A 20,472-nucleotide genomic window follows, 5' to 3' on the forward strand; every position below is an offset into this window, starting at 1 on the left:
GAAGCCGATGGCTGTCGACTACGCAGTGATCGTCGTTTATCTGGCCGGCATGCTCGGCATGGGCTGGTGGGGCATGCGCCGCGCCAAGTCCAAGAGTGAGTTCCTGGTTGCGGGCCGCCGACTCGGCCCCTCGATGTACTCCGGCACCATGGCGGCCATCGTTCTGGGTGGCGCCTCCACCATCGGGGGCGTCGGCCTCGGCTACAAGTTCGGTCTCTCCGGCGCGTGGATGGTCTTCGCCATCGGCCTCGGTCTCCTCGCCCTCTCGGTGTTCTTCTCCGCCCGCATCGCCCGGCTGAAGGTCTACACCGTCTCCGAGATGCTCGACCTGCGCTACGGCGGCAAGGCCGGCCTCATCTCCGGCATCGTGATGTGGGCGTACACGCTGATGCTCGCGGTCACCTCCACGATCGCGTACGCCACCATCTTCGACGTCCTCTTCGACCTCAACCGCACCGCCTCGATCATCCTCGGCGGCGCGATCGTCGTCGCGTACTCGACGCTCGGCGGCATGTGGTCGATCACCCTCACCGACATGGTTCAGTTCGTCGTCAAGACGGTCGGTGTGCTCCTGCTCCTGCTGCCCATCGCGGTCGTCAAGGCCGGCGGCTTCAGTGAGATGAAGGCGAAGCTCCCCACCGAGTACTTCGACCCGCTGGGCATCGGCGGCGAGACGATCTTCACGTACGTCCTGATCTACACCTTCGGCATGCTGATCGGCCAGGACATCTGGCAGCGGGTGTTCACGGCGCGCAGTGACAAGGTCGCGCGGTACGGCGGCACGGTCGCCGGTACGTACTGCCTCGTCTACGCCCTGGCCGGCGCCGTCATCGGCACCGCCGCCAAGGTCATCTACCCGAAGCTGCCCAACGCCGACGACGCCTTCGCGACCATCGTCAAGGACGAACTGCCCATGGGCGTACGCGGTCTGGTGCTGGCCGCGGCCCTCGCCGCCGTCATGTCGACGTCCTCCGGAGCGCTCATCGCCTGTGCCACCGTCGCCAACAACGACATCTGGTCGCGAGTGCGGGGACTGGCCTCCCGCAGGGGCGACGACCACGACGAGGTGAAGGGCAACCGCGTCTTCATCCTGATCATGGGCATCGCGGTCATCTGTACCGCCATCGCGCTCAACAACGTCATCGAGGCGCTGACGGTCGCGTACAACCTGCTCGTCGGCGGTCTGCTGGTGCCGATCCTGGGCGGCCTGCTGTGGAAGCGCGGCACCGTGTACGGCGCGCTGGCCTCGGTCACCGTCGGCGGCCTCTCGGTCATCGGCCTGATGGCGTGGTACGGAATCCTCGCCAACCAGCCCGTCTACTACGGCCTGCTGCTGTCGCTTGCGGCGTACGTGATCGTCTCCCTGGCGACCCGGCCGACGGACGAGGCGACCCTGGCGAACTGGCGCGAACGACTCGCGGGTCGCGGCGCCGACGAGGAAGAGGCCCCGGCCGAACCCGTCGCCGTCAACAGCTAGAGTCGAAAGCGCAACGAAGCGTAGGAAAGAAGGCAATTGATATGAGCAGCAACGAGCAGCCGCGCGGCCCGATCGACTCGTCCCGTATCCCGCGGTACGCCGGACCCGCGACGTTCGCCCGGCTGCCCCGGCTCGACGAGGTCGGCAGCGCCGATGTCGCCGTGGTCGGCGTTCCCTTCGACTCCGGGGTCTCCTACCGTCCCGGAGCGCGCTTCGGCGGCAACGCCATCCGCGAGGCGTCGAGGCTCCTGCGCCCGTACAACCCGGCGCAGGACGCCTCGCCCTTCGCACTCGCGCAGGTCGCGGACGCGGGTGACATCTCCGCGAACCCGTTCAACATCAACGAGGCCGTCGAGACGATCGAGGCCGCGGCCGATGACCTGCTGGGCACCGGCGCGCGGATGATGACACTCGGCGGCGACCACACCATCGCGCTGCCGCTGCTGCGCTCGGTGGCCAAGAAGCACGGCCCGGTCGCGCTGCTGCACTTCGACGCGCACCTGGACACCTGGGACACGTACTTCGGCGCCGAGTACACGCACGGCACCCCGTTCCGCCGGGCCGTGGAGGAGGGCATCCTCGACACCGAGGCGCTCTCCCACGTCGGCACGCGCGGTCCGCTGTACGGCAAGCAGGACCTCACCGACGACGCAAAGATGGGCTTCGGCATCGTGACCTCGGCCGACGTCTACCGGCGCGGCGCAGACGAGGTCGCCGACCAGTTGCGCCAGCGCATCGGCGACCGGCCGCTCTACATCTCCATCGACATCGACGTACTGGACCCGGCGCACGCGCCCGGCACCGGAACCCCCGAGGCCGGCGGCCTCACTTCCCGCGAACTCCTCGAGATCCTGCGCGGCCTGGCCTCCTGCAATCTCGTCTCGGCGGACGTCGTCGAGGTCGCGCCCGCGTACGACCACGCCGAGATCACCTCGGTCGCCGCGTCCCACACGGCGTACGAGCTGACCACGATCATGTCCCGCCAGATCGCCGAGGGGCGCGCCAAGTGACGCACGATCACGACCTCGTACTGCGCCCCACCGAGGCCCAGACCGCGGCCGCGCTGAACCCGGCGCCCGGCCGCAACGGCGGCGACCTCGTCGTGGAAAGCCTGCAGGGCCTGGGCGCGACCACGATCTTCGGCCTCCCGGGCCAGCACGCGCTCGGCATGTTCGACGCGTTGCGCCGCTCGCAGCTGGAGTACGTCGGGCTGCGCGTGGAGAACAACGCCGGCTTCGCCGCCGACGCGTACGGCCGGGTCACCGGCCAGGTCGCACCGCTGCTGCTCTCGACCGGTCCCGGCGCGCTGATGTCGCTGGCCGCGCTCCAGGAGGCGGCGGCGGCCTCCGCGCCGGTGCTCGCCATCGGCAGCCAGGTCCCGACGCCCGGTCTGGGCGGCGGCCGCCACGGCTATCTGCACGAACTGCGCGACCAGCAGGCGTCGTTCCGCGACATCGTGAAGTCCGTGCACATCGTCCGTACTGCCTCACAGATCCCGTCCGCGATCGCCGCGGCCTGGCAGTCGGCGCTGACGGCCCCGCACGGCCCGGTCTGGGTCGAAATCCCGCAGGACGTGCTGCTGGCCGAGACGACCCTGCCGGTCGTCACGGCCATGGACGCCACGCCGCAGGAGGTCGTACCGCGCCCCGAACTGACGGCTGTGGCGGCGCACTTGCTGTCCAACGCATCACGACCGGCGATCATCGCGGGCGGCGGGGTCGTACGCTCCGACGCGTGCGGCAAGCTGCTCGCCCTGGCGGAGAAGATCGACGCGCCCGTCGTCACCACCTTCGGCGGCAAGGGCGCCTTCCCCTGGGAGCACCCGCTCTCGCTCCAGTCCTGGCTGGAGGACCGCCACACCACGGACTTCCTCGAATCCGCGGACGTCCTGCTCGTGGTCGGCTCCGGTCTGGGTGAACTGTCCTCGAACTACCACACGTTCGCGCCGCGCGGCCGGGTCATCCAGATCGAGGCGGACGCGGGCAAGCTGGAGTCCAACCACGCGGGCCTCGGCATCCACGCCGACGCGCGCCTCGCGCTGTCGGCGCTGCTGGAGACGGTGGCGGAGCGCGAGGACCCGGCCGCGGCCGAGTCCGTACGCACGGTCCTGACCCAGGTCCGGGCCCGCATCGCGGCCCAGGAACTCACCCTGGAACAGCAGCTGCTGGCTTCCGTCCGCGAGGCCCTGCCGGACACGTCCCCGAGCTTCTGGGACATGACGATCCTGGCCTACTGGGCCTGGTCGGCCTTCGACGCCCGCTTCCCGAACACCATGCACTCGGCCCAGGGCGCGGGCGGCCTCGGCTACGGCTTCCCGGCGGCGCTGGGCGCCGCGGCGGCGGACCGTACTCGTCCGGTCCTCGCGGTCTCCGGCGACGGCGGCGCGATGTACTCGATCGCGGAGCTGGCGACGGCCCGCCAGTACGACCTCCCGGTCACCTGGCTGATCGTGGACGACGGCGGCTACGGCATCCTGCGCGAGTACATGGAGGACGCGTTCGGCGAGGCGACGGCGACGGAGCTGTCCCGCCCGGACTTCGTGGCACTGGCGGAGTCCTTCGGGGTCCCTGCGGTCCGTACGACTCCGGAGTCGCTGACCGAGGACCTGGCCAAGTCCTTCACGGAGCCGGGCCCTTCGGTGGTGGTGCTCCCGGCGGTCCTCCGCATGTTCGCCCCGACGCACCTCTGAACTCCCTGCCCGCCCCCTGGACTCCTGCGCCCCGCTGCTCCTCCCCCCGTGGACCGGCGGGGCGCAGGTCTGCCCCGGCCACGGACGGACCTGAGCGAACGGGACGGATGCGCCGTCGTACGCGTCGTCCGCGCCGAAGACCGGGATCAGCCGACGGCAGCGGGTTCCGCGGGCTGTGGGCGGCTTCCCGGGCGTCGTTCGAAGGAGATCAGCTGAGCGACGACGCTCGCGTAGAACCGGTCCACGGACTCGTCGACGCTGCGGATGAACCCGGACTCGGCGCTGCCACGAGTGGCACCCATGCCCTTGAACAACGACAGCCGGAAACCGGTCGTCCGTGCGCCGTCCTTGGGCAGCATGTCGGCCGGTTCGGGCCGTAGCCGTTCCAGGGTGCCGCGTGGACCGTTGCCGGCCTCGACAAGAGTCTCGACATGGAGGTCCGCAGGTGCCTCGGCCAGCAGCCGGATCAGGCGCTTGGCCGAGGTGAGGGGATAACTCCCCTCCGGGGCCTGGATTTCGATGGATGTACGAAGTCTGGCGGTCCGCAGATCTGCCGTGATCGCGAGAACACCCGGCGTACCGTCGATGCGCAGCTCGGCGGTCAGACGGCCTTCGTCGCACAGCCGGTCGGCGAGTACCGCACGCCGGGAGTGCGGGTCCGAGCCGCGCTTGGCGCGCTGTACCGGCAGGGCCTTCTGGCCGAGTTCGCCGCCGAGGCGCAGACAGACCTGGCGGATGAGCCGCTCCCAGCTCTCGACGACCTCCACGGCACGTCGGTCGCCCTGGCAGAGGGTTTCCGTATCGATGCCGTTCCGTACGGGCACCCATGCCGGCCCCATGTTCTGAAAGCCGTGGCAGCCGGAATTCTCGTGCTGGAGGTAGTGCAGCAATTCCTGCAGGAGCCAGGCATGGGCGGCATTGCCGACGCCCTCATGGCGGATCAGCATCTGTGCCTGGTGGGCCACTTCGGCCCAGGACAGATGCCAGAGTGCGACCTTGTGCTTGCGCCGCCCGTCGGTTCTGACGTCCACCAGCGGACTGCCTTCCAGGGCAACGTCGTTGGAGAGAGTGATGACTGCTTCGTATCCGCGGCGGGCGGCAATGTCCATGTAGTTCTGGACCTGGTCCGCCTTGAGCGCGTTCCCGTTGGTCTTGGTCTCGACCAGCGCGGTCCACAGCTTGCCCGCTCGCTCCACACGGATGACACCGTCCGGGCGCTTGGGGGTGTCTCCGTGCGGCAGCGTGACCTCGGTGAAGGTCTGCATACGCCCGGCGGGTGCTCCGAAAGCAGCGGTGAGGCGACGCCCCAACTCCGGCACTTCGGCCATCACCGAAAGCAGAACCGAAGTGGCCCTTAGCTCGCGCTCCTTGTCGCTCTTGAGCGACGGCACGGGGAAGAGCCGGGCAGGCCTCCACGAGTCGTTCTCGGCGAGGGATTTCTTGGCCACCTTGGGCAATGTGACCTTCTTCTTGGCGGTGCGAGGGCCGCGGGTCCTCCGTGTCGGCGGCTCGACCCCGACCGGCTCCGCCCCGCTTGCCGACTGCGTGGGGAACGCCGCCGTCGACTCGACGGCGGGCGGCCGGGGCTCATCGGCCTCCGGTAGCTGCTCCACCGCGGGTCCGTCCACGGCGTCGTCATCGTCACCGGCATCGATATCGATGCCGAAGTCCGTGGCCAGACCTGCCAGACCGGTCTCGTAGCCCTGGCCGATTGCCCGGAACTTCCACTCCTCGCCCCGTCGGTACAGCTCACTGAAGATGAATGCGCTCTCGACGCCGGCGTCGGTGATGGAGAAGCCGAGCAGAGCCTCACCACTACGATCGGCGAGCGTGACCCGCAGGTCGTCCAGTTCACCGAAACAGGAACCGCCGTACTGACTGGCTGCCACCACAATGCGTTCGACATCCCGGGGCACTGCGGTCAGATCGAGGCCGATGCGGTCCTCGCTGCCACTGTCGGTCGGCGTCTTGCCCAACAACTGCACGCTGCCGTCGGCCGCGGCGGGGTTGTTGTAGAAGAAGAAGTCGGCGTCGCTGCGCACCTTGCCGTTGCCGTCCAGCAGCAGCACGGACACATCCGCGTCCCCGTCCCCTGTCGCACTGCTCCAGCGCAGACTCACGATCACCGAACCGGTGTCATCGCTCAGGGCCGCCAGGCCGACATTGGAACCCTTGGCCATTTCGCGCATGCCGTTCCCCCAGACGTGCGGCCGCCTCCGGGCAGGCCCCAGCAGCCGCGACATGTCGATCTGTGACGTAGCTCGCACTCGGTGCGACGAAGGAACCGTAGCGCTCGTAGCCGGCGCACGAGGAGATGATGTGAAGAAAGGGGCGGCCAAGGAACGGGCATCCGAATCTTCGGACTCCCCGTCCGCTGCTGTGCGCCGAGCCGTGGGAACCGGCCAGGCTCACCCGGGCTTGAGTTCCGCCCAGACCGATTTGCCGATGCCGTGGCGACGCGGGCAGCAGCCCCAGCGTTCCGCGAGGGCGGCGACGAGGGTGAGACCCCGGCCGCCTTCATCGTCGGATGGGGCTGAACGAGGTTCGGGGCGACCTGACGTGGCACGTCGCGCGGCTGGCAGCTGGCAGCTGGCCGAGTTCGCCGTGCACCGCACCACGTCTTCAAGGGCTTGCAGTGGCAGCACTGCCAGTGTGGCCGGACGCCACGTGGAGCTCCGCCCATCGGGTCATCCTGTGGAGGTGGCGGGAAATGCCGTGTCGCATGGAAAGGGCTGCGATGATGCCGGTCCCGCGGCCGTGTTCCTCATTTTCCGCAGGGTGCGGGCTCTCGGGTGGTCGGCGCGGTCGCGGCCCAGCATCCACGACCTCGATACGGAGGGCGTGACGGCCGCCGCCCTCGGGCATCGACAGCCGCAGTACTGCTGGGGGCAGTGCGTGGGCAATCGCGTTGGTGATCAGTTCCGAGATCACCAGGATGGCGTCGTCTGCTGTCTCCGTGGGCAGGGCCCAGTGGCCCAGGATCCTGCGTGCGCGGTGGCGCACGGCGGAGACAGCCTCAGGGATGTGCGGCAGCGGGAGGATGTACTCGGTCCGCGGGTGCGGTGCCACGCTGGTGTCAGACGTGGTCATGGCCGGAGTGGTCATCCTCGACCACCTCCACTTGTCTCGGCTTCTCATATCGAAAGCGGCGGCTCGTTCGGTGCGGCGGCGTGGCCGGGTTATTCGGCGGTGGCGAGGATCTCGGCCAACGCCGTGACGGCCTGGTCTGCGTCGGGGCCTCCGGCGCGAATGGTCACGGTGCTTCCGGCGGTGGCACCCAGGCCCATCACCGCGAGGACGCCGGTGGGGTTGACGGTGCGTCCGTCGTGTTCCAGCTGTATTGCGCTGGTGTACTCGGCTGCGGCGCGGGCGAGTCGGCCTGCGGGGCGGGCGTGCAGGTTGGCGGGCAGGACGACGGCGATTTCATGGTTCACCGTGGTCGTGACGTTGGACTCAGAGCTTGGGGACATGACGGGCCTCCTTGGCGGCGTTGGCGACGGTCTTGAGATCGGCGCCGGATGCGGCGGTGACGACGGCTGCGACGGCGCCTTCGACGAAGGGTGCGTCGACGATCGTTACGTCGGTGCCGGGATGGTCTTCCAGGACGGTGCGGGCGGTGAGGACGGAGCTGCCGAGGTCGGGAAGGACGACGACGCCGGCTCCGCGGTCGGCGTGCCGGATCGCGGCGAGAACGAGGTCGTAGCTGGTGCCGATCCGGCCGTCGTCGGTCCCTCCGGCGGTGGCGAGGGGGACTGTGTCGGAGCCGATCTGCTCCACCAGCAGGCGAAGGCCTGCGGCGAGCTCGGCGCTGTGGGACACGAGTACGATGCCGACAAGGTTGCTCATGAACAACCACGGTATATCTCGGAACATTGTTCATCAATACTGAACGAGGAGAATTCTTCGATGGTGCAAGCGGTGCATCGGGCGGTGCAGATCTTGCGGGAGCTCGCATCCACTGGGCCCCGGCTGGGTGTGACCGAGCTGGCCGACCGCTTGGGCGTGGCCAAACCCACCGTCCATGCGCTGCTGCGCACGCTGGAGCGCGAGGGGCTGGTGGTGCAGGACCGGGACAGCTCCAAGTACCAGCTCGGCCCGGACCTGGTGCAGCTGGGCAACGCCTACTTGGACACCCAGGAGCTGCGGACCCGCTCACTGACCTGGGCGGACCAGCTCGCCACCCGGGCGAACGAGGCGGTGTGGGTGGCCGTGCTCACCGGCGACCATGTCCTGGTGGTGCACCACGCCTTCCGGCCGGAGGGTGCCGTGCAGATCCTCGAGGTCGGAGCCAGCATCCCGTGGAGTACCTGTGCCCTGGGCAAGGCCGTCGTGGCCTTCGCTCCGGCGGCCGAGCGTGAGCGGCTGCTCGCGGGCGACCGGTCAGTGCTCACCGGCGCCAGCATCACCGACCCGGAGGAGCTGGCCGGCCAGCTGAAGGAGATCCTCAGGACGGGGTACGCGATCGAGGATCAGGAGTCCGCCATCGGGGACGCGGGTATCGCATCGCCTGTCTTCGACCGCTCCGGCGAGGTGGTGGGTGCCATCGGCATTGTCGGCCCCGTCGAGCGGCTACTGGCCGAATCGGCACGTCAGGAGCTTGCGGTCGCGGTCCGGGAGACTGCCCGCAACCTCTCCCGTGACCTGGGTGCCTCTCGGGGGACCGCCCGCATCGCCGCCCCCTGACCTGCCCGCCCCGCACCCACCACGCGGGCGCCTGACCTGCACACTCCGCATCCATCTGCGGCTCGGCGGCGGGGCCCCCGGCGTCCCGCCACCTGCCCCTCCGCCCAAGGCCCCTCGGCACATCGCCGGGGGGCCTTCTTCGTGTCCGCGGTGCCCGATAGTCGCCGAACCTCTTGACAGGCGTGAAACGCGGGCTTAACTTCCGGAACAACGTTCATCCATAGTGAACGCCTTCCCGGATTCCGCTGGTTATCCGGTTCCCCTGAGCCGGCCGCCAGGTGCCCGACCCCTGACCACCTGGCGGCCACCTCCCTTCATAGCCCGCTCCACGCGGAGGAGGTGAGACGCCCAAGCTGCCGCTCGGCGCTGGGCGCCATCATGGAAGAAAACTCTTACTCACAGAAGCTTGTGGCCGAGATGCTGGGCACCGCGGTGCTGGTGTTCATCGGTGTCGGTTCGGTCCCCGCAACGCTCATCGTCGGTGGCGATGCCCCGTTCACCATGGCGCAGCTGGGAATGATCTCGCTGGCCTTTGCCACCGCTGTCATCGCGATGGTCTATGCGATCGGCCATATCTCCGGCTGCCAGATCAACCCGGCTATCACCCTGGCGCTGGCCGCCACGAAGAAGATGCCCTGGCGGGACGTCCCCGGCTACATCGCGGCCCAGGTGGCCGGTGCGGTGCTGGGGGCGCTTGCGATCGTCGGGGTGCTGGGGAAGAAGGCGGTCGATGTCGGCCTCGGTATCGCCGCCTACGGCACCGGTGTCGGCGCCGGCCAGGCCTTCTTCGCCGAAGCCATCGGCACGTTCATCCTCGCGTTCGTCGTCTTCGGGGCCATCGACCGGCGCGCGGCCGGCGGCTTCGCGGGCCTGGCCATCGGCCTCGGCGTGTTCGCGATCATCATTCCTGTGGCGCCCGCCACCGCGGCGTCCATCAACCCGGCCAGGACGCTCGGCCCGATGATCACCGGCGAGCTCTTCAACGGCACGGTCCACTGGGACCAGCTGCCCGTCTACCTGGCCGCCGAGGTGATCGGCGCCCTCGCCGCCGGCGTCCTCTACACCGCCCTCAACGCCCACCGCAAGGCCGCCGCCGTAACCGGGGCTGAGAGCCAGGTCGTTGAGCCCGCCACTGCCGAAGGAGCCCTGTCGTGAAGAAGCTCATCAACGCCCCCGAGGCGGTGCTGGATGAGGCCCTGGCCGGTATCGCCGCCGCCCACCCCGAACTGAAAGTCGACGCGGAGAACAAGGTGATCACCCGCGCGGGCGGCACCAGAGCGGGCAAGGTCGCACTCATCTCCGGCGGCGGTTCCGGGCACGAGCCGCTGCACGGCGGCTTCGTGGGACTCGGCATGCTGGACGCCGCCTGTCCTGGGGAGGTGTTCACCTCGCCCGTCCCGGGCCAGATGCTTGCCGCAGCCCAGGCCGTCAACGGCGGCTCCGGCGTGCTGTTCATCGTGAAGAACTACACCGGTGACGTCCTCAACTTCCAGATGGCCGCCGAACTGGCCGCCGAGGAAGGCATCACGGTGGAGACGGTGCTGGTCGACGACGACGTCGCCGTCCAGGACTCCACCTGGACCGCCGGGCGCCGGGGCACCGGCGCCACCGTCTTCGTCGAGAAGATCGCCGGGGCCCTCGCCGAGCAGGGTGCCGACCTCGCCGCCGTCGCCGAGATGGCCAAGCGGGTCAACGCCGCCTCCCGGTCCTTCGCCGTGGCACTGACCGCCTGTACCACCCCGGCCTCCGGCAAGCCGGGCTTCGACCTGCCCGAGGACGAGATGGAGGTCGGCGTCGGTATCCATGGCGAGCCCGGCCGCCGCAGGGAGAAGCTCCGGTCGGCCAAGGAGATCGTGGCCACTGCCCTGGACGCCATCCTCGCCGACCAGCCGCTCACCGCGGGGGACCAGACCATCGTCTTGGTCAACGGGCTGGGCGGCACGCCGCTTATCGAGTTGTATGTGGTCTTCAACGAGGTCGCGGCCGCCCTGGCGGACAAGGGCGTGGTCATCGCCCGCAATCTTGTTGGGAACTACGTGACCAGCCTGGATATGGCCGGTGTTTCCATCACCGTGTGCAAGGCCGACGCCGACATGCTGTCCCTGTGGGACGCACCTGTGAACACCCCAGCCGTGCGCTGGGGCGCCTGAACCGAGCCGGGGGCGGGGCCGCGCGATACGCGGGGGCCGGGCGGGAGCCTTCCCGATCCAGCTCACCCGACCGCCCCTCGCATCCGCCCCCGCCCCCGGCTCGCCCAACCGTGAACCCGCCACGCACCAACCATGAACGGAGATTCCGTGGACACCGACCTCGCCCGCACGTGGGTGCAGGCCATCGCCGCCACCGTCGACAAGCACAAGGACCACCTCACCCAGCTCGACTCGGCCATCGGCGACGCCGACCACGGCGTCAACATGAAACGCGGCTTCTCCGCCGTCACCGCGGCCCTGGCCGACTACGAGCCGGACACCGTCGGGGCCGTGTTGGTCAAGACGGGCACCACACTCATCTCCAGCGTCGGGGGCGCCTCCGGCCCGCTCTACGGCGGCGCCTTCCGCGCCATGGGCAAGGCCCTTGACGCACCCACCGCCGACACGCAGCAGTTCGCCACCGCACTCGCCGCCGGCCTGGAGAGTGTCCAGAAGCTCGGCGCGGCCGCACCCGGCGACAAGACCATGATCGACGCCTACGCTCCCGCACTGGCAGCCTTCCAGCAGCACGCGGGCGCCGGAGCCGACTTCGCCGCCGCGGCCGGGGCCGCCGCCGACGCTGCCGAGGAGGGTATGCGCGCGACCACTCCCATGCAGGCGCGCAAGGGCCGGGCCTCCTATCTCGGTGCTCGTAGCATCGGCCACCAGGACCCAGGGGCCACCTCCACCGCCCTGATCTTCCGCGCACTCGCCGAGACGGTGGTGGCCCGATGACCAACCGCCACACCTACGCCGGGCATACCGCCGCACCCGGCATAGCCCTGGGGTTCCTCCACCGCACCGACCGCTCGCCCAGCAGAACCGCGCTCCCCCACCGCACCGGTGGCGACGCCGCACAGCAGATCACCGACGCCTTCGACGCCGTCGCCGCCCGCCTGCTCGAGCTGTCCACCTCGCTGCGTGAACGGGGCAACGACGAAGAGGCCGACATCATGGAGGTCAACAGCTACATCGCGCAGGACCACGATCTGCGCGAGCAGGCGATCAAGCGAGCGCAGCAAGGGCAGCCGGTACCCGTCGCTGTCCGGCAGTCCATCGACACCTACGCCCGGACCATCGCCAGCCTGGATGACCCCACCCTCGCCGAACGCGCGGCAGACGTACGGCAGGTCGGCCGCCGCGTCCTGGCTCACCTTCACGGCGACACGAGCCCCGCACCCGACCAGCCCCTCGTCCTGGTCGCCCACGAGATCGGCGCGGCGGACCTGCTGGAACCCGGCCAGACAGTGACCGCCGCCATCTCCGTCACCGGCGGCCCCAACTCCCACGCCGCGATCGTCGCCCGCTCACAGGGCATCCCCCTCCTACTGGCCGTCGACCCCGCCCTGCTCGACCTACCGGACGGGCAGGAAATCCTCCTCGACACCGACCAGGCCACCGCCGTCGCTCACCCCAACGACGACGAACGCACCAGGGCCCTGCACGCAATGGAGACCGCCCGCACCCGCAGGCTCGCCCTCGCCGAAGAGCGCCACCTGCCTGCCCAGACACTCGACGAGCACTGCATCGTTCTGCGGGCCAACGTGGCGACGCCGGCCGAAGCCCGCGCGGCCCTGACCACGGGCGCCGACGGTGTCGGCCTGCTCCGCACCGAACTGCCCTTCCTCAACCACCCAGCCTGGCCCACCCGCAATCAGCACGCGGCCACCCTCGTCCCCGTCCTGCGCGCGCTCACCGGGCAGGTCGTCACGGCTCGCACTCTCGACTTCGCCGACGACAAACTGCCGCCGTTCCTGTCCCGCATCCAGGGCGCGCGGATCGGCCGCGGCCTGCCCCTCATGCTCGCCCAACCGGACGCTTTCGGCGATCAGTTCCGCAGCCTCCTCGGCGCGGGAGCCGACACTGACCTGCGCATCATGATCCCCATGGTCGCGAGCATCGACGAATTGCGTGCCTGCCGACGCCTTCTCCAGGCCGCAGCCGACGAAGCCGGTGTCCCGACGCCACCCCTGGGCATCATGGTGGAACTCCCCGAAGCCGTCGCCGCAGCCGACGACCTCGCCCGCGAAGCCGCCTTCCTCTCCATCGGCAGCAACGACCTCACCTGCCAGATCCTGGGCCTGGACCGGCGCGACCCCACCGCCACCCCCGCCATGGCGGCGCACCCCTCCGTCCTCGACGCCATCGCCCAAGTCGTCACCGCCGCCCACCGCCACAACCGCAAGGTATCCGTCTGCGGCGACGCTGCCGCAGACCCCCTCGTCACCCCCCTGCTCATCGGCCTCGGCTGCGACATCCTCTCCGTAGCACCAGCCGCCGTCGACGAAGTACGCGCCCGCATCCGCCGCCTGCGCCATGACACCTGCGCCTCCCTGGCGGCCATCGCCCTCACCCGCGAAACCCCCGAAGAGGTCTGGCGTCTCGTCGAGCAGTGCTGCCTGCCGTCGCTGCCCTGACTCGAGCCGCGCACATGGCGCGATCAGTCGAGCATGGGCAGGTCCGACCGGACCGGCCCATGAAAGGACCTGTGTGACGGGCAAGATGACGCCCTGACAAATCCTACTGATAAATACCATTTGATTGATTTCTGCTGATGTTCCTATCCAGTCGAGAAGGGGCCTGAACCGTGAAGAAGCTCATCAACTCGCCCGATGAGGTGCTTGCCGATGCTCTCGTCGGCGTGGCCGCCGCGCACCCCTCGCTGATGGTCGACACGTCCGACCGCTACATCATCCGCGCGGGCGGGCCGACCGCTGGGAAGGTCGGCCTGCTGTCAGGTGGCGGGGCCGGACACGAGCCGCTGCACGGCGGGTTCGTCGGGTACGGGATGCTGGATGCGGCCTGTCCCGGTGAGGTGTTCACCTCCCCCGTGCCGGACCAGATACTCGCCGCCACGCGGGCCGTTGACGGCGGGGCGGGGGTGCTGCACATCGTGAAGAACTACACCGGCGACGTGCTGAACTTCCAGATGGCCGCCGACTTGGCCGCCGACGACGGCGTCCGGGTGGAGGGCGTCGTGGTCAATGACGATGTCGCCGTGGAGAACAGTACGTGGACGGCGGGCCGGCGAGGTACCGGGGCGACCGTGTTCGTGGAGAAGATCGTCGGTGCGGCTGCCGAACTTGGCGCGGACCTGGCCTCGGCTGCGGCTTGGGGCCGGGAGGTCAACGGCCGGTCCCGTTCGTTCGGGGTGGCGCTCACGCCGTGCACGGTGCCCGCGGCGGGCAAGCCCGGTTTCGAGCTGGGCGAGGACGAGATCGAGCTGGGCGTCGGCATCCACGGCGAGCCCGGTCGCGCCCGCGGCAGGCTCGTCTCCGCCAAGGAGATCGTCGCTGTCGCGTTGGACGCCATCCACGCCGACATGCCGCTCTCAGGCGAAGTGCTCGTGATGGTCAACGGCCTGGGTGGCACCCCGCTTCTTGAGCTGTACGTGGTGTATGCCGCGGTTGCCGAGTGGCTCGCCGACCATGGCGTGTGGATCACCCGCAACCTGGTCGGCAACTACATCACCAGCCTGGACATGGCCGGTTGCACGATCACGGTGTGCCGGCTCACGCCGCAGCTCACCTATCTGTGGGATGCCCCCGTCGAGACCCCCGCACTGCGCTGGGGACGCTGAACGGCCTCGGACACCACGACGGACACCACGAGGGAGAAGGACGACAATGGACGCGAGCATGTTCCGGGCCTGGATCCATGGGGCGGCCCGACTGGTAACCGAGAACGCCGATCATCTGACCCGCCTCGACTCCGCTGTCGGCGACGCCGACCACGGCATCAACATGCGCCGTGGCCTGCAGGCGGCGGTGGCGATGCTGGACGAAACCGACCCGTCCACCCCCGGTGCGGTGCTCGCCACCGTCGGCCGGGCACTGATCAGCAAGACCGGCGGCGCCTCGGGACCGCTGTACGGCACCGGTTTCCGGCAGGCCGCGGGGACCTTGGGCGAGGAACCCGACGTGTCTGCGGCACAACTCGGGGCGGCGTTGGCAGCTGCCCTCACCGGCATCCAGCGGATCGGCGCGGCACTCGAGGGTGACAAGACGATGATCGACGCCCTCGGCCCGGCCGTGACCGCCTACCATGCCGTCATCGACACCGGCGGCGACCTGAGCAACGCCACCCGCGCGGCATACGACGCCGCCGTGCGGGGCCTGAAGCAGACCGTCGGCATGCAGGCCCGGAAGGGCCGCGCGAGCTATCTCGGCGCCCGCACCATCGGTCACGAGGACCCCGGCGCGGCGTCGACCGTGCTCATTCTGTCTGCCCTTGCGACTGTCACCGCGGCAAGCGAGCGGCCAGGCGCAGGGACGGCGTCATGAACGTGGTGTCCGACCGGTGGGCCGACACGAGAGTGTCTCCCGGCACGGCCCTCATGGCGTCGTGGCGGGTCGAGCGACCGTGACCCGCTGGTATCTGGTCCTCGACCGCCCCCCGCTCGTACATGGCGATGAGGACACGCCGCGGCAACTCGGGATCGGTCGGTCAGGCGCTGGGCCGGCGCGGACAGTAACCCCTCTTGCATGTCCGGTTGGCCCACGGCGCCGAAGGCGGCCTCGCCGCCGGCACGGCCGAACTCGCCGGCGATGCCAGGCTCTAGCCGCTGACAGGCACAGATGACGGACGGCTGGGCACCGATCGCCACAGCGACCCCACCGAAGAAGTGGTTGCGATCTTGAACAGCTCCGAGACCGACGCGTAGTCAGCTGCCCCAGGCACCTGCCAGGGGGCGCACGAGGCCATGGCCTCTTCCAGCAACGTCACGACAAGCGCACTAGCGCGATGAGGGGAGCGTCCGCGATGCGCGCGCGCCCCTGAATCGCACACGTTCAATGGCGAGGAGAGGGTGCGAGGGCAGTGCAAACACAATCCACGGCGAATCGCCACGGCACGGAACCGGTGCAGACGCCCCAGGCGAGAGGCAACGGTTCCGACAACGGCAATACCGATCCGGGCCCCGCGCGTGCAGGTGGAGGGCGTCGCCCGTACAGGGGCAGCAACCATGCGGAGTTCGCCCCGAGTAACTGGAGTGTGCGTACCCAGCTGGTGGCTGTGGTGCTCATCCCGATCATCGTCACGCTCGTACTCGGCGGTCTGCGGATCGGCTCGGCCGTGCAGAACGCACAGGACGTCAACAACGTCCGCCAGCTCGTTCGTACCGTCGACAAGGGCACGGGGCTGTTGGAGGAGCTTGAGGACGAACGCGATCTCACCGCGCTCTACGTTGCGGCCGGGCGTACGGGCGACACGAGCCGGCTGGACACTCAGCGCTCCCAGGTCGACGCGGCGCTTGCCCGGGTCCGTACCGAGGTCGCCCATGTCCACCGCGGGACGAACCCCGTCCTGGCCAACCGGCTCGCGGTGCTCGACGCCTCTGGCGGGAAGGTGGCGTCACTGCGCGACACGGTAGCCCGCTCGAAAATGCGCTTGCTGCCCGTGGTCAACGCATACACGGAGTTGATCACCGAGCTCACCGACGCCCTTGACCTTCTCACGCCGGACATCGCCCACCGGACCCTTGCCGTGAGGGCCGGTGCGCTCGGGACCTTCGCACAGGCCACGGAGGCAGCCTCCCGGCAACGCGCGCTGCTCGGCGGGGTGCTGACCCAGGCACACTTCGATTCGAGCGAGGCCCAGGGCCTGACCCTCGCCGGCCGGCAGCAACAGGCGTTGATCGGCGAGTTCCGGTCCGATGCGCCGCCGGCCCAGCGTCAGTTCTACGAGCGCACCGTCACCGAAAGGGACGTCAACAAGGTTGAGATGCTCCAGAAGCAGGTGCTCGCCCGGCATGGCACCAGCCGCCTCCGCCTCGACGCCGGCGAGTGGTTCGACACCATGACGAGCAAGCTCGAGCTGATGCGTCTGGTCGAGAAGCGGCTCGTCGGATCGGTCGAGGACGAGAGCTCGCGCGAGCAGCACCAGGCCGAGCGCTCAGTGTTCATCACCTCGCTCGTCGTGCTGCTGATCCTCCTGCTCACGTTCGGTGTGACGCACGTCGTCATGCAGTCGATTGTCGGCCCGCTGCACACCCTGCGCGCCTCCGCGCTCGACATCACGGAACGCCGCCTGCCCGAGGTGGTCCGGCTGCTGCGGGGCTCCAGCGACACGCAACTGGAGGCCATCAAGGTCGAGCCCACGGGCATCAACTCGACCGACGAGATCGGCGGTGTCGCCCACGCGTTCGACGAAGTCCATCGCGACTCCGTACGGCTGACGTTCGAGCAAGCGCAACTGCGAGGCCGCATCAACGCGATGTTCGTCAACCTCTCGCAGCGCAGCCAGTACCTCGTGGAACGGCAGCTGGAGCTGATCGACCATCTGGAGAACGGCGAGCAGGACCCCGACCTGCTCGCCAGCCTCTTCAAGATCGACCATCTCGCCACCCGCATGCGCCGCAATGGGGAGAACCTACTCGTCCTCGCGGGCGAGAAGGCGGGCCGCCGCTGGAGCGCCCCGGTCCGGCTCGTGGACGTCCTCCGGGCCGCCACCAGTGAGATCGAGCAGTATCAGCGTGTGCAGCTACGCGGACTGGTAACCGCGGACGTCGACGGCCGGGCAGTGAACGACATCGTTCACCTCATCGCAGAGCTGCTGGAGAACGCGGCCACGTTCTCCTCTCCGGACACCGAGGTGCTCGTCACGAGCCAGCTGCTGTCCGGCGGCGGCGCGAAGGTCGAAATCCAGGACAGCGGCATCGGCATGACCGCAAAGGACCTTGAGGAGGCCAACGACAGGCTCCTGAACCCGCCGGTCGTCGACGTCTCGGTGGCGCGGCGCATGGGTATGTTCGTCATCGGCCGGCTCTCCGGCCGCCACGGCATCCGCGTCCACCTCCGCAGGTCATCGCACCACGGCATCACAGCAGTGGTCACGCTGCCCCAGAAGTTGGTCCGGGAACACGGAGATCACATGGATCCTCCCGGACTGTCAGCCAGGTACAACTCGGAAGGACGCCTCACCGGCTGGCGCAACTACGAGACGACCGAGCAACTCAACGACAGCGCGCTGGCCAAACGCGCGTACCGGACACGCCGTCACGGCGCCCGCTCGGCCAGCAAGGAGAAAGGGCTATCGCGACCCTCTCCGCGCCATGGGGATCCCCCGGGACGGAGTTCGGAGGATGCTGGGTCGGGATCCCACCGCTGAAGGCAGAGGGCGTACCCCAGGCTCCGCATGCCGGAACGGAGACCGAAACGCGGCACCGCGTCCTGGACACGTCCATGTCCAGTGACGGTCTCAACTTCGAGAACTTCGACAGGCACCGACGGCCCACTGCGGACGAAGCGGACCGACTTGGCGTGGCAGCGCACTCCGGTCGCCCTCATCTGCCGCACGGCCTTTGCCGAAAGAGGGCGAGCGGTCGAGCTGAACGACATGGTGCTGGACGCGTCCGCCTACATCCTGGAGTACGACTTCGAGGCGTGAGGTATGCCGAACACTCCCGTGGAAGCGATGTGGCATCGAACGGCGGCGGCAGTACGTCGAGCTGTGGGTCGCGGCGGTACGGCAACCGCATCCGGAGGGCAACCGGGTGGGCCGCCGCCACACCCGCCAGGCCTTGGTCGGCACCCCGGTCACCGCTGCCCCACCGTCAAGCCGGAGCCACAAACCCCGACTCGTACGCGGCGATCACCGCCTGCGTGCGGTCCCGCGCGCCCAGCTTCGACAACACCGCGCTGACATGGGACTTGACCGTCTCGGTGCCGACCACGAGCTGACCGGCGATCTCCGCGTTCGACAGTCCCCGCGCCATCAGCCTCAGCACCGCCGCCTCCCGTTCGGTCAGCGCCGCACGCTCCATCGCCGCGCGGGCGGTCCGGCTGCCGTATTCCGTTGCCAGGGAGCGCACCGCCGCGGGAAAGAGGAGCGACTCGCCCTCCGCGACCAGTCGCACCGCGTGCACGATCTCCGCGGGGCGCGCCCGCTTGAGGAGAAAGCCGTCGGCGCCCGCCCGCAGGGCGTCGTAGACGTACTCGTCGTTCTCGAAGGTCGTGATGACAAGGATCTTGGGCGGGTCGTCGACGGTGCGCAGTACGGCGCGGGTGGCTTCGATGCCGTCGAGGAGCGGCATGCGGACGTCCATCGCCACCACATCGGGCCGCAGTTGCCGCACCAGGGGGATCACGGCGGCGCCGTCCGCCGCCTCGCCGACCACCTCGATGTCCGGCTGGGCCTCGAGCACGGCTCGTAGCCCCGCCCGTACGAGAGGTTCGTCGTCGACAAGCAGCACAGTGATCGGCACCCGGTCAGCGTAGGCCGTCCAGCGGAAGCCCCACGTGCACCCTCCATTCACCGTTGAACGGACCGGTGTCGGCCTTCCCGCCGAGCAGCGCAGCACGTTCGCGTATGCCGCGCAGTCCGCTGCCGCGGGCGGCCGAAGTGACCGGTCCCGAAAGGGGGTTGGTCACCTCCAGCTCGAGCCGGCCGTCGGTGACGGTGATCCGTACGCGCGTCGTCACCGGACCCGCGTGCCGGAGCACATTGGTGAGCGCCTCCTGCACGATGCGGTAGCCCTCCCGGGAGACAGGGCCCGGGACCTGTTCCACCGGGCCCGTCACCGCGGAGTCGACCGTGGCGCCGGAGGCGCGCGCCGACTCCAGCAACCGGTCCGCGTCGGTGAGTGTCGGACGCCGGCTCACGGGTTGTCCGGATTCCCGCAGCACCAGCAGTACGCGCTCCAGGTCCTCCAGCGCCGCGCGGCCGGTCTCCTCGATGGCGTTCAGCGCCCGGTCGGTGAACTCCGCACTGCCCGCCGCCCTGGCCGCACCCGCCTGCACCACCGCCACCGTCAGTGCGTGCCCGATGGAGTCGTGCAGCTCCCTGGCGATCCGGTTCCGTTCCAGCAGTTGTTCGGTGCGCTCCTCCAGGGCGGCGAGCAGCGCCGCGGCCGACGGGCCGAGCAGTCGCCGCGCAATGGCCGTGATCAGCTCCCCGAGTCCCACAACGACCGCCAGCAGAGCGACGATCGGCAGCGGCACCAGCAGCGCGTACCACCAGTGATGTCCCGGTACGTCGACCAGCTCGCCCCCGCCCGTGCCGCCGCCCGCCGCGGCCATGGCCAGATCCACGGACAGCCCGAGCAGGCCCGCCGTGAGATATCCGGTGAGCAGGCCCAGCGCCAGCCGGATCTCCATCCACAGAGCCGTGCGCCACCGGTCGGCCCAGGTGCCGGACGACTCGGCGGCGATACCCGAAGCCGACTCCGCGTATCCGTGCGGGGAAAGCAGCAGCCGTGCCTGAAGTCCCTCGGCCAGCCGCACCGCCGGAATGAGTCCCAGCAACCCCAGCAGCACGACCGGTACATAGGGCCGCTCGGTGTCGACGAACAGCCACATGCCCCAGACGATCACGCCGATGAAGAGGTGGAGCCAGCGGGTGTACGTCACCGATCGGGTCAGCGGGCGCAGGAAGCGGTGCATTCGGTCATCGTGCCAGCGCCCCGGTCCCCCGCGGCTCCCCCGCACGGGGGAGCC

18 protein-coding genes are annotated in these 20,472 nt (G+C 69.5%); 12 read left to right on the forward strand and 6 right to left on the reverse strand.

Annotated elements, in window-relative coordinates:
• The first annotated feature begins 7 nt into the window (after positions 1-7).
• From ACWDZ6_RS00225 to ACWDZ6_RS00235, 3 genes are read left to right on the forward strand one after another with little or no spacing between them, the layout of a single operon-like run.
• Positions 8-1,477 (forward strand): sodium:solute symporter, encoded by a 1,470-nt coding sequence (locus ACWDZ6_RS00225; protein WP_389175703.1) that lies wholly within the window; start codon positions 8-10, stop codon positions 1,475-1,477.
• Between the two features lie 41 nt (positions 1,478-1,518).
• On the forward strand, positions 1,519-2,487 hold the full coding sequence (gene speB / locus ACWDZ6_RS00230; RefSeq protein WP_366730729.1) for an agmatinase: 969 nt from the start codon (positions 1,519-1,521) through the stop codon (positions 2,485-2,487).
• Positions 2,484-4,166, forward strand: a complete 1,683-nt coding sequence (locus tag ACWDZ6_RS00235; protein ID WP_389175705.1) for a thiamine pyrophosphate-binding protein — start codon at positions 2,484-2,486, stop codon at positions 4,164-4,166. The genes speB and ACWDZ6_RS00235 overlap by 4 nt, the downstream gene beginning before the upstream one ends.
• A 146-nt stretch (positions 4,167-4,312) precedes the next feature.
• Here the strand turns inward: ACWDZ6_RS00235 and ACWDZ6_RS00240 are convergent, their stop codons facing one another.
• The 4 genes from ACWDZ6_RS00240 to dhaM all read right to left on the reverse strand — a co-directional run bounded on the left by ACWDZ6_RS00240 (position 4,313) and on the right by dhaM (position 8,012).
• Positions 4,313-6,346 (reverse strand): TerD family protein, encoded by a 2,034-nt coding sequence (locus ACWDZ6_RS00240; RefSeq protein WP_451501447.1) that lies wholly within the window; start codon positions 6,344-6,346, stop codon positions 4,313-4,315.
• Between the two features lie 442 nt (positions 6,347-6,788).
• Entirely contained in the window at positions 6,789-7,256 is a 468-nt protein-coding gene (locus tag ACWDZ6_RS00245) for an ATP-binding protein (RefSeq protein ID WP_451501044.1), read from the reverse strand.
• An 89-nt stretch (positions 7,257-7,345) separates the two neighbouring features.
• Entirely contained in the window at positions 7,346-7,636 is a 291-nt protein-coding gene (locus tag ACWDZ6_RS00250; RefSeq protein ID WP_451501045.1) for an HPr family phosphocarrier protein, read from the reverse strand.
• Positions 7,620-8,012: a dihydroxyacetone kinase phosphoryl donor subunit DhaM gene (dhaM, locus tag ACWDZ6_RS00255; RefSeq protein ID WP_451501046.1), complete on the reverse strand. Its 393-nt coding sequence runs from the start codon at positions 8,010-8,012 to the stop codon at positions 7,620-7,622. The genes ACWDZ6_RS00250 and dhaM overlap by 17 nt, the downstream gene beginning before the upstream one ends.
• 60 nt (positions 8,013-8,072) lie before the next feature.
• Here dhaM and ACWDZ6_RS00260 point away from each other — a divergent pair, with 60 nt between their 5' ends.
• From ACWDZ6_RS00260 to ACWDZ6_RS00300, 9 genes are all read left to right on the forward strand, one after another.
• Positions 8,073-8,849, forward strand: a complete 777-nt coding sequence (locus ACWDZ6_RS00260) for an IclR family transcriptional regulator (RefSeq protein WP_451501047.1) — start codon at positions 8,073-8,075, stop codon at positions 8,847-8,849.
• A 378-nt stretch (positions 8,850-9,227) separates the two neighbouring features.
• A complete protein-coding gene (locus ACWDZ6_RS00265) occupies positions 9,228-10,004 on the forward strand; it encodes an MIP/aquaporin family protein (RefSeq protein WP_451501048.1) in 777 nt (258 codons plus the stop codon).
• A complete protein-coding gene (gene dhaK / locus ACWDZ6_RS00270; protein WP_451501049.1) occupies positions 10,001-10,999 on the forward strand; it encodes a dihydroxyacetone kinase subunit DhaK in 999 nt (332 codons plus the stop codon). The genes ACWDZ6_RS00265 and dhaK (ACWDZ6_RS00270) overlap by 4 nt, the downstream gene beginning before the upstream one ends.
• Before the next feature lie 132 nt (positions 11,000-11,131).
• Positions 11,132-11,773 (forward strand): dihydroxyacetone kinase subunit DhaL, encoded by a 642-nt coding sequence (gene dhaL, locus ACWDZ6_RS00275; protein WP_451501050.1) that lies wholly within the window; start codon positions 11,132-11,134, stop codon positions 11,771-11,773.
• A complete protein-coding gene (locus tag ACWDZ6_RS00280; RefSeq protein WP_451501051.1) occupies positions 11,770-13,455 on the forward strand; it encodes a phosphoenolpyruvate--protein phosphotransferase in 1,686 nt (561 codons plus the stop codon). The genes dhaL (ACWDZ6_RS00275) and ACWDZ6_RS00280 overlap by 4 nt, the downstream gene beginning before the upstream one ends.
• 170 nt (positions 13,456-13,625) lie before the next feature.
• Entirely contained in the window at positions 13,626-14,618 is a 993-nt protein-coding gene (gene dhaK, locus ACWDZ6_RS00285; protein ID WP_451501052.1) for a dihydroxyacetone kinase subunit DhaK, read from the forward strand.
• Between the two features lie 46 nt (positions 14,619-14,664).
• Entirely contained in the window at positions 14,665-15,321 is a 657-nt protein-coding gene (gene dhaL, locus ACWDZ6_RS00290; RefSeq protein WP_451501053.1) for a dihydroxyacetone kinase subunit DhaL, read from the forward strand.
• Positions 15,322-16,030: 709 nt separating this feature from the next.
• A complete protein-coding gene (locus ACWDZ6_RS00295) occupies positions 16,031-18,145 on the forward strand; it encodes a sensor histidine kinase (RefSeq protein WP_451501054.1) in 2,115 nt (704 codons plus the stop codon).
• Between the two features lie 147 nt (positions 18,146-18,292).
• Positions 18,293-18,424: a UTRA domain-containing protein gene (locus ACWDZ6_RS00300; RefSeq protein ID WP_451501055.1), complete on the forward strand. Its 132-nt coding sequence runs from the start codon at positions 18,293-18,295 to the stop codon at positions 18,422-18,424.
• 166 nt (positions 18,425-18,590) lie between these two features.
• Here the strand turns inward: ACWDZ6_RS00300 and ACWDZ6_RS00305 are convergent, their stop codons facing one another.
• Positions 18,591-19,241 (reverse strand): response regulator transcription factor, encoded by a 651-nt coding sequence (locus ACWDZ6_RS00305; RefSeq protein ID WP_326650025.1) that lies wholly within the window; start codon positions 19,239-19,241, stop codon positions 18,591-18,593.
• Positions 19,242-19,245: 4 nt separating this feature from the next.
• The gene (locus tag ACWDZ6_RS00310) at positions 19,246-20,418 is read right to left on the reverse strand and encodes a sensor histidine kinase (protein ID WP_451501056.1); all 1,173 of its coding nucleotides are present in this window, start codon (positions 20,416-20,418) and stop codon (positions 19,246-19,248) included.
• Positions 20,419-20,472 lie beyond the last annotated feature (54 nt).

The sequence above is a fragment of the Streptomyces sp. NPDC002926 genome (assembly GCF_053591755.1).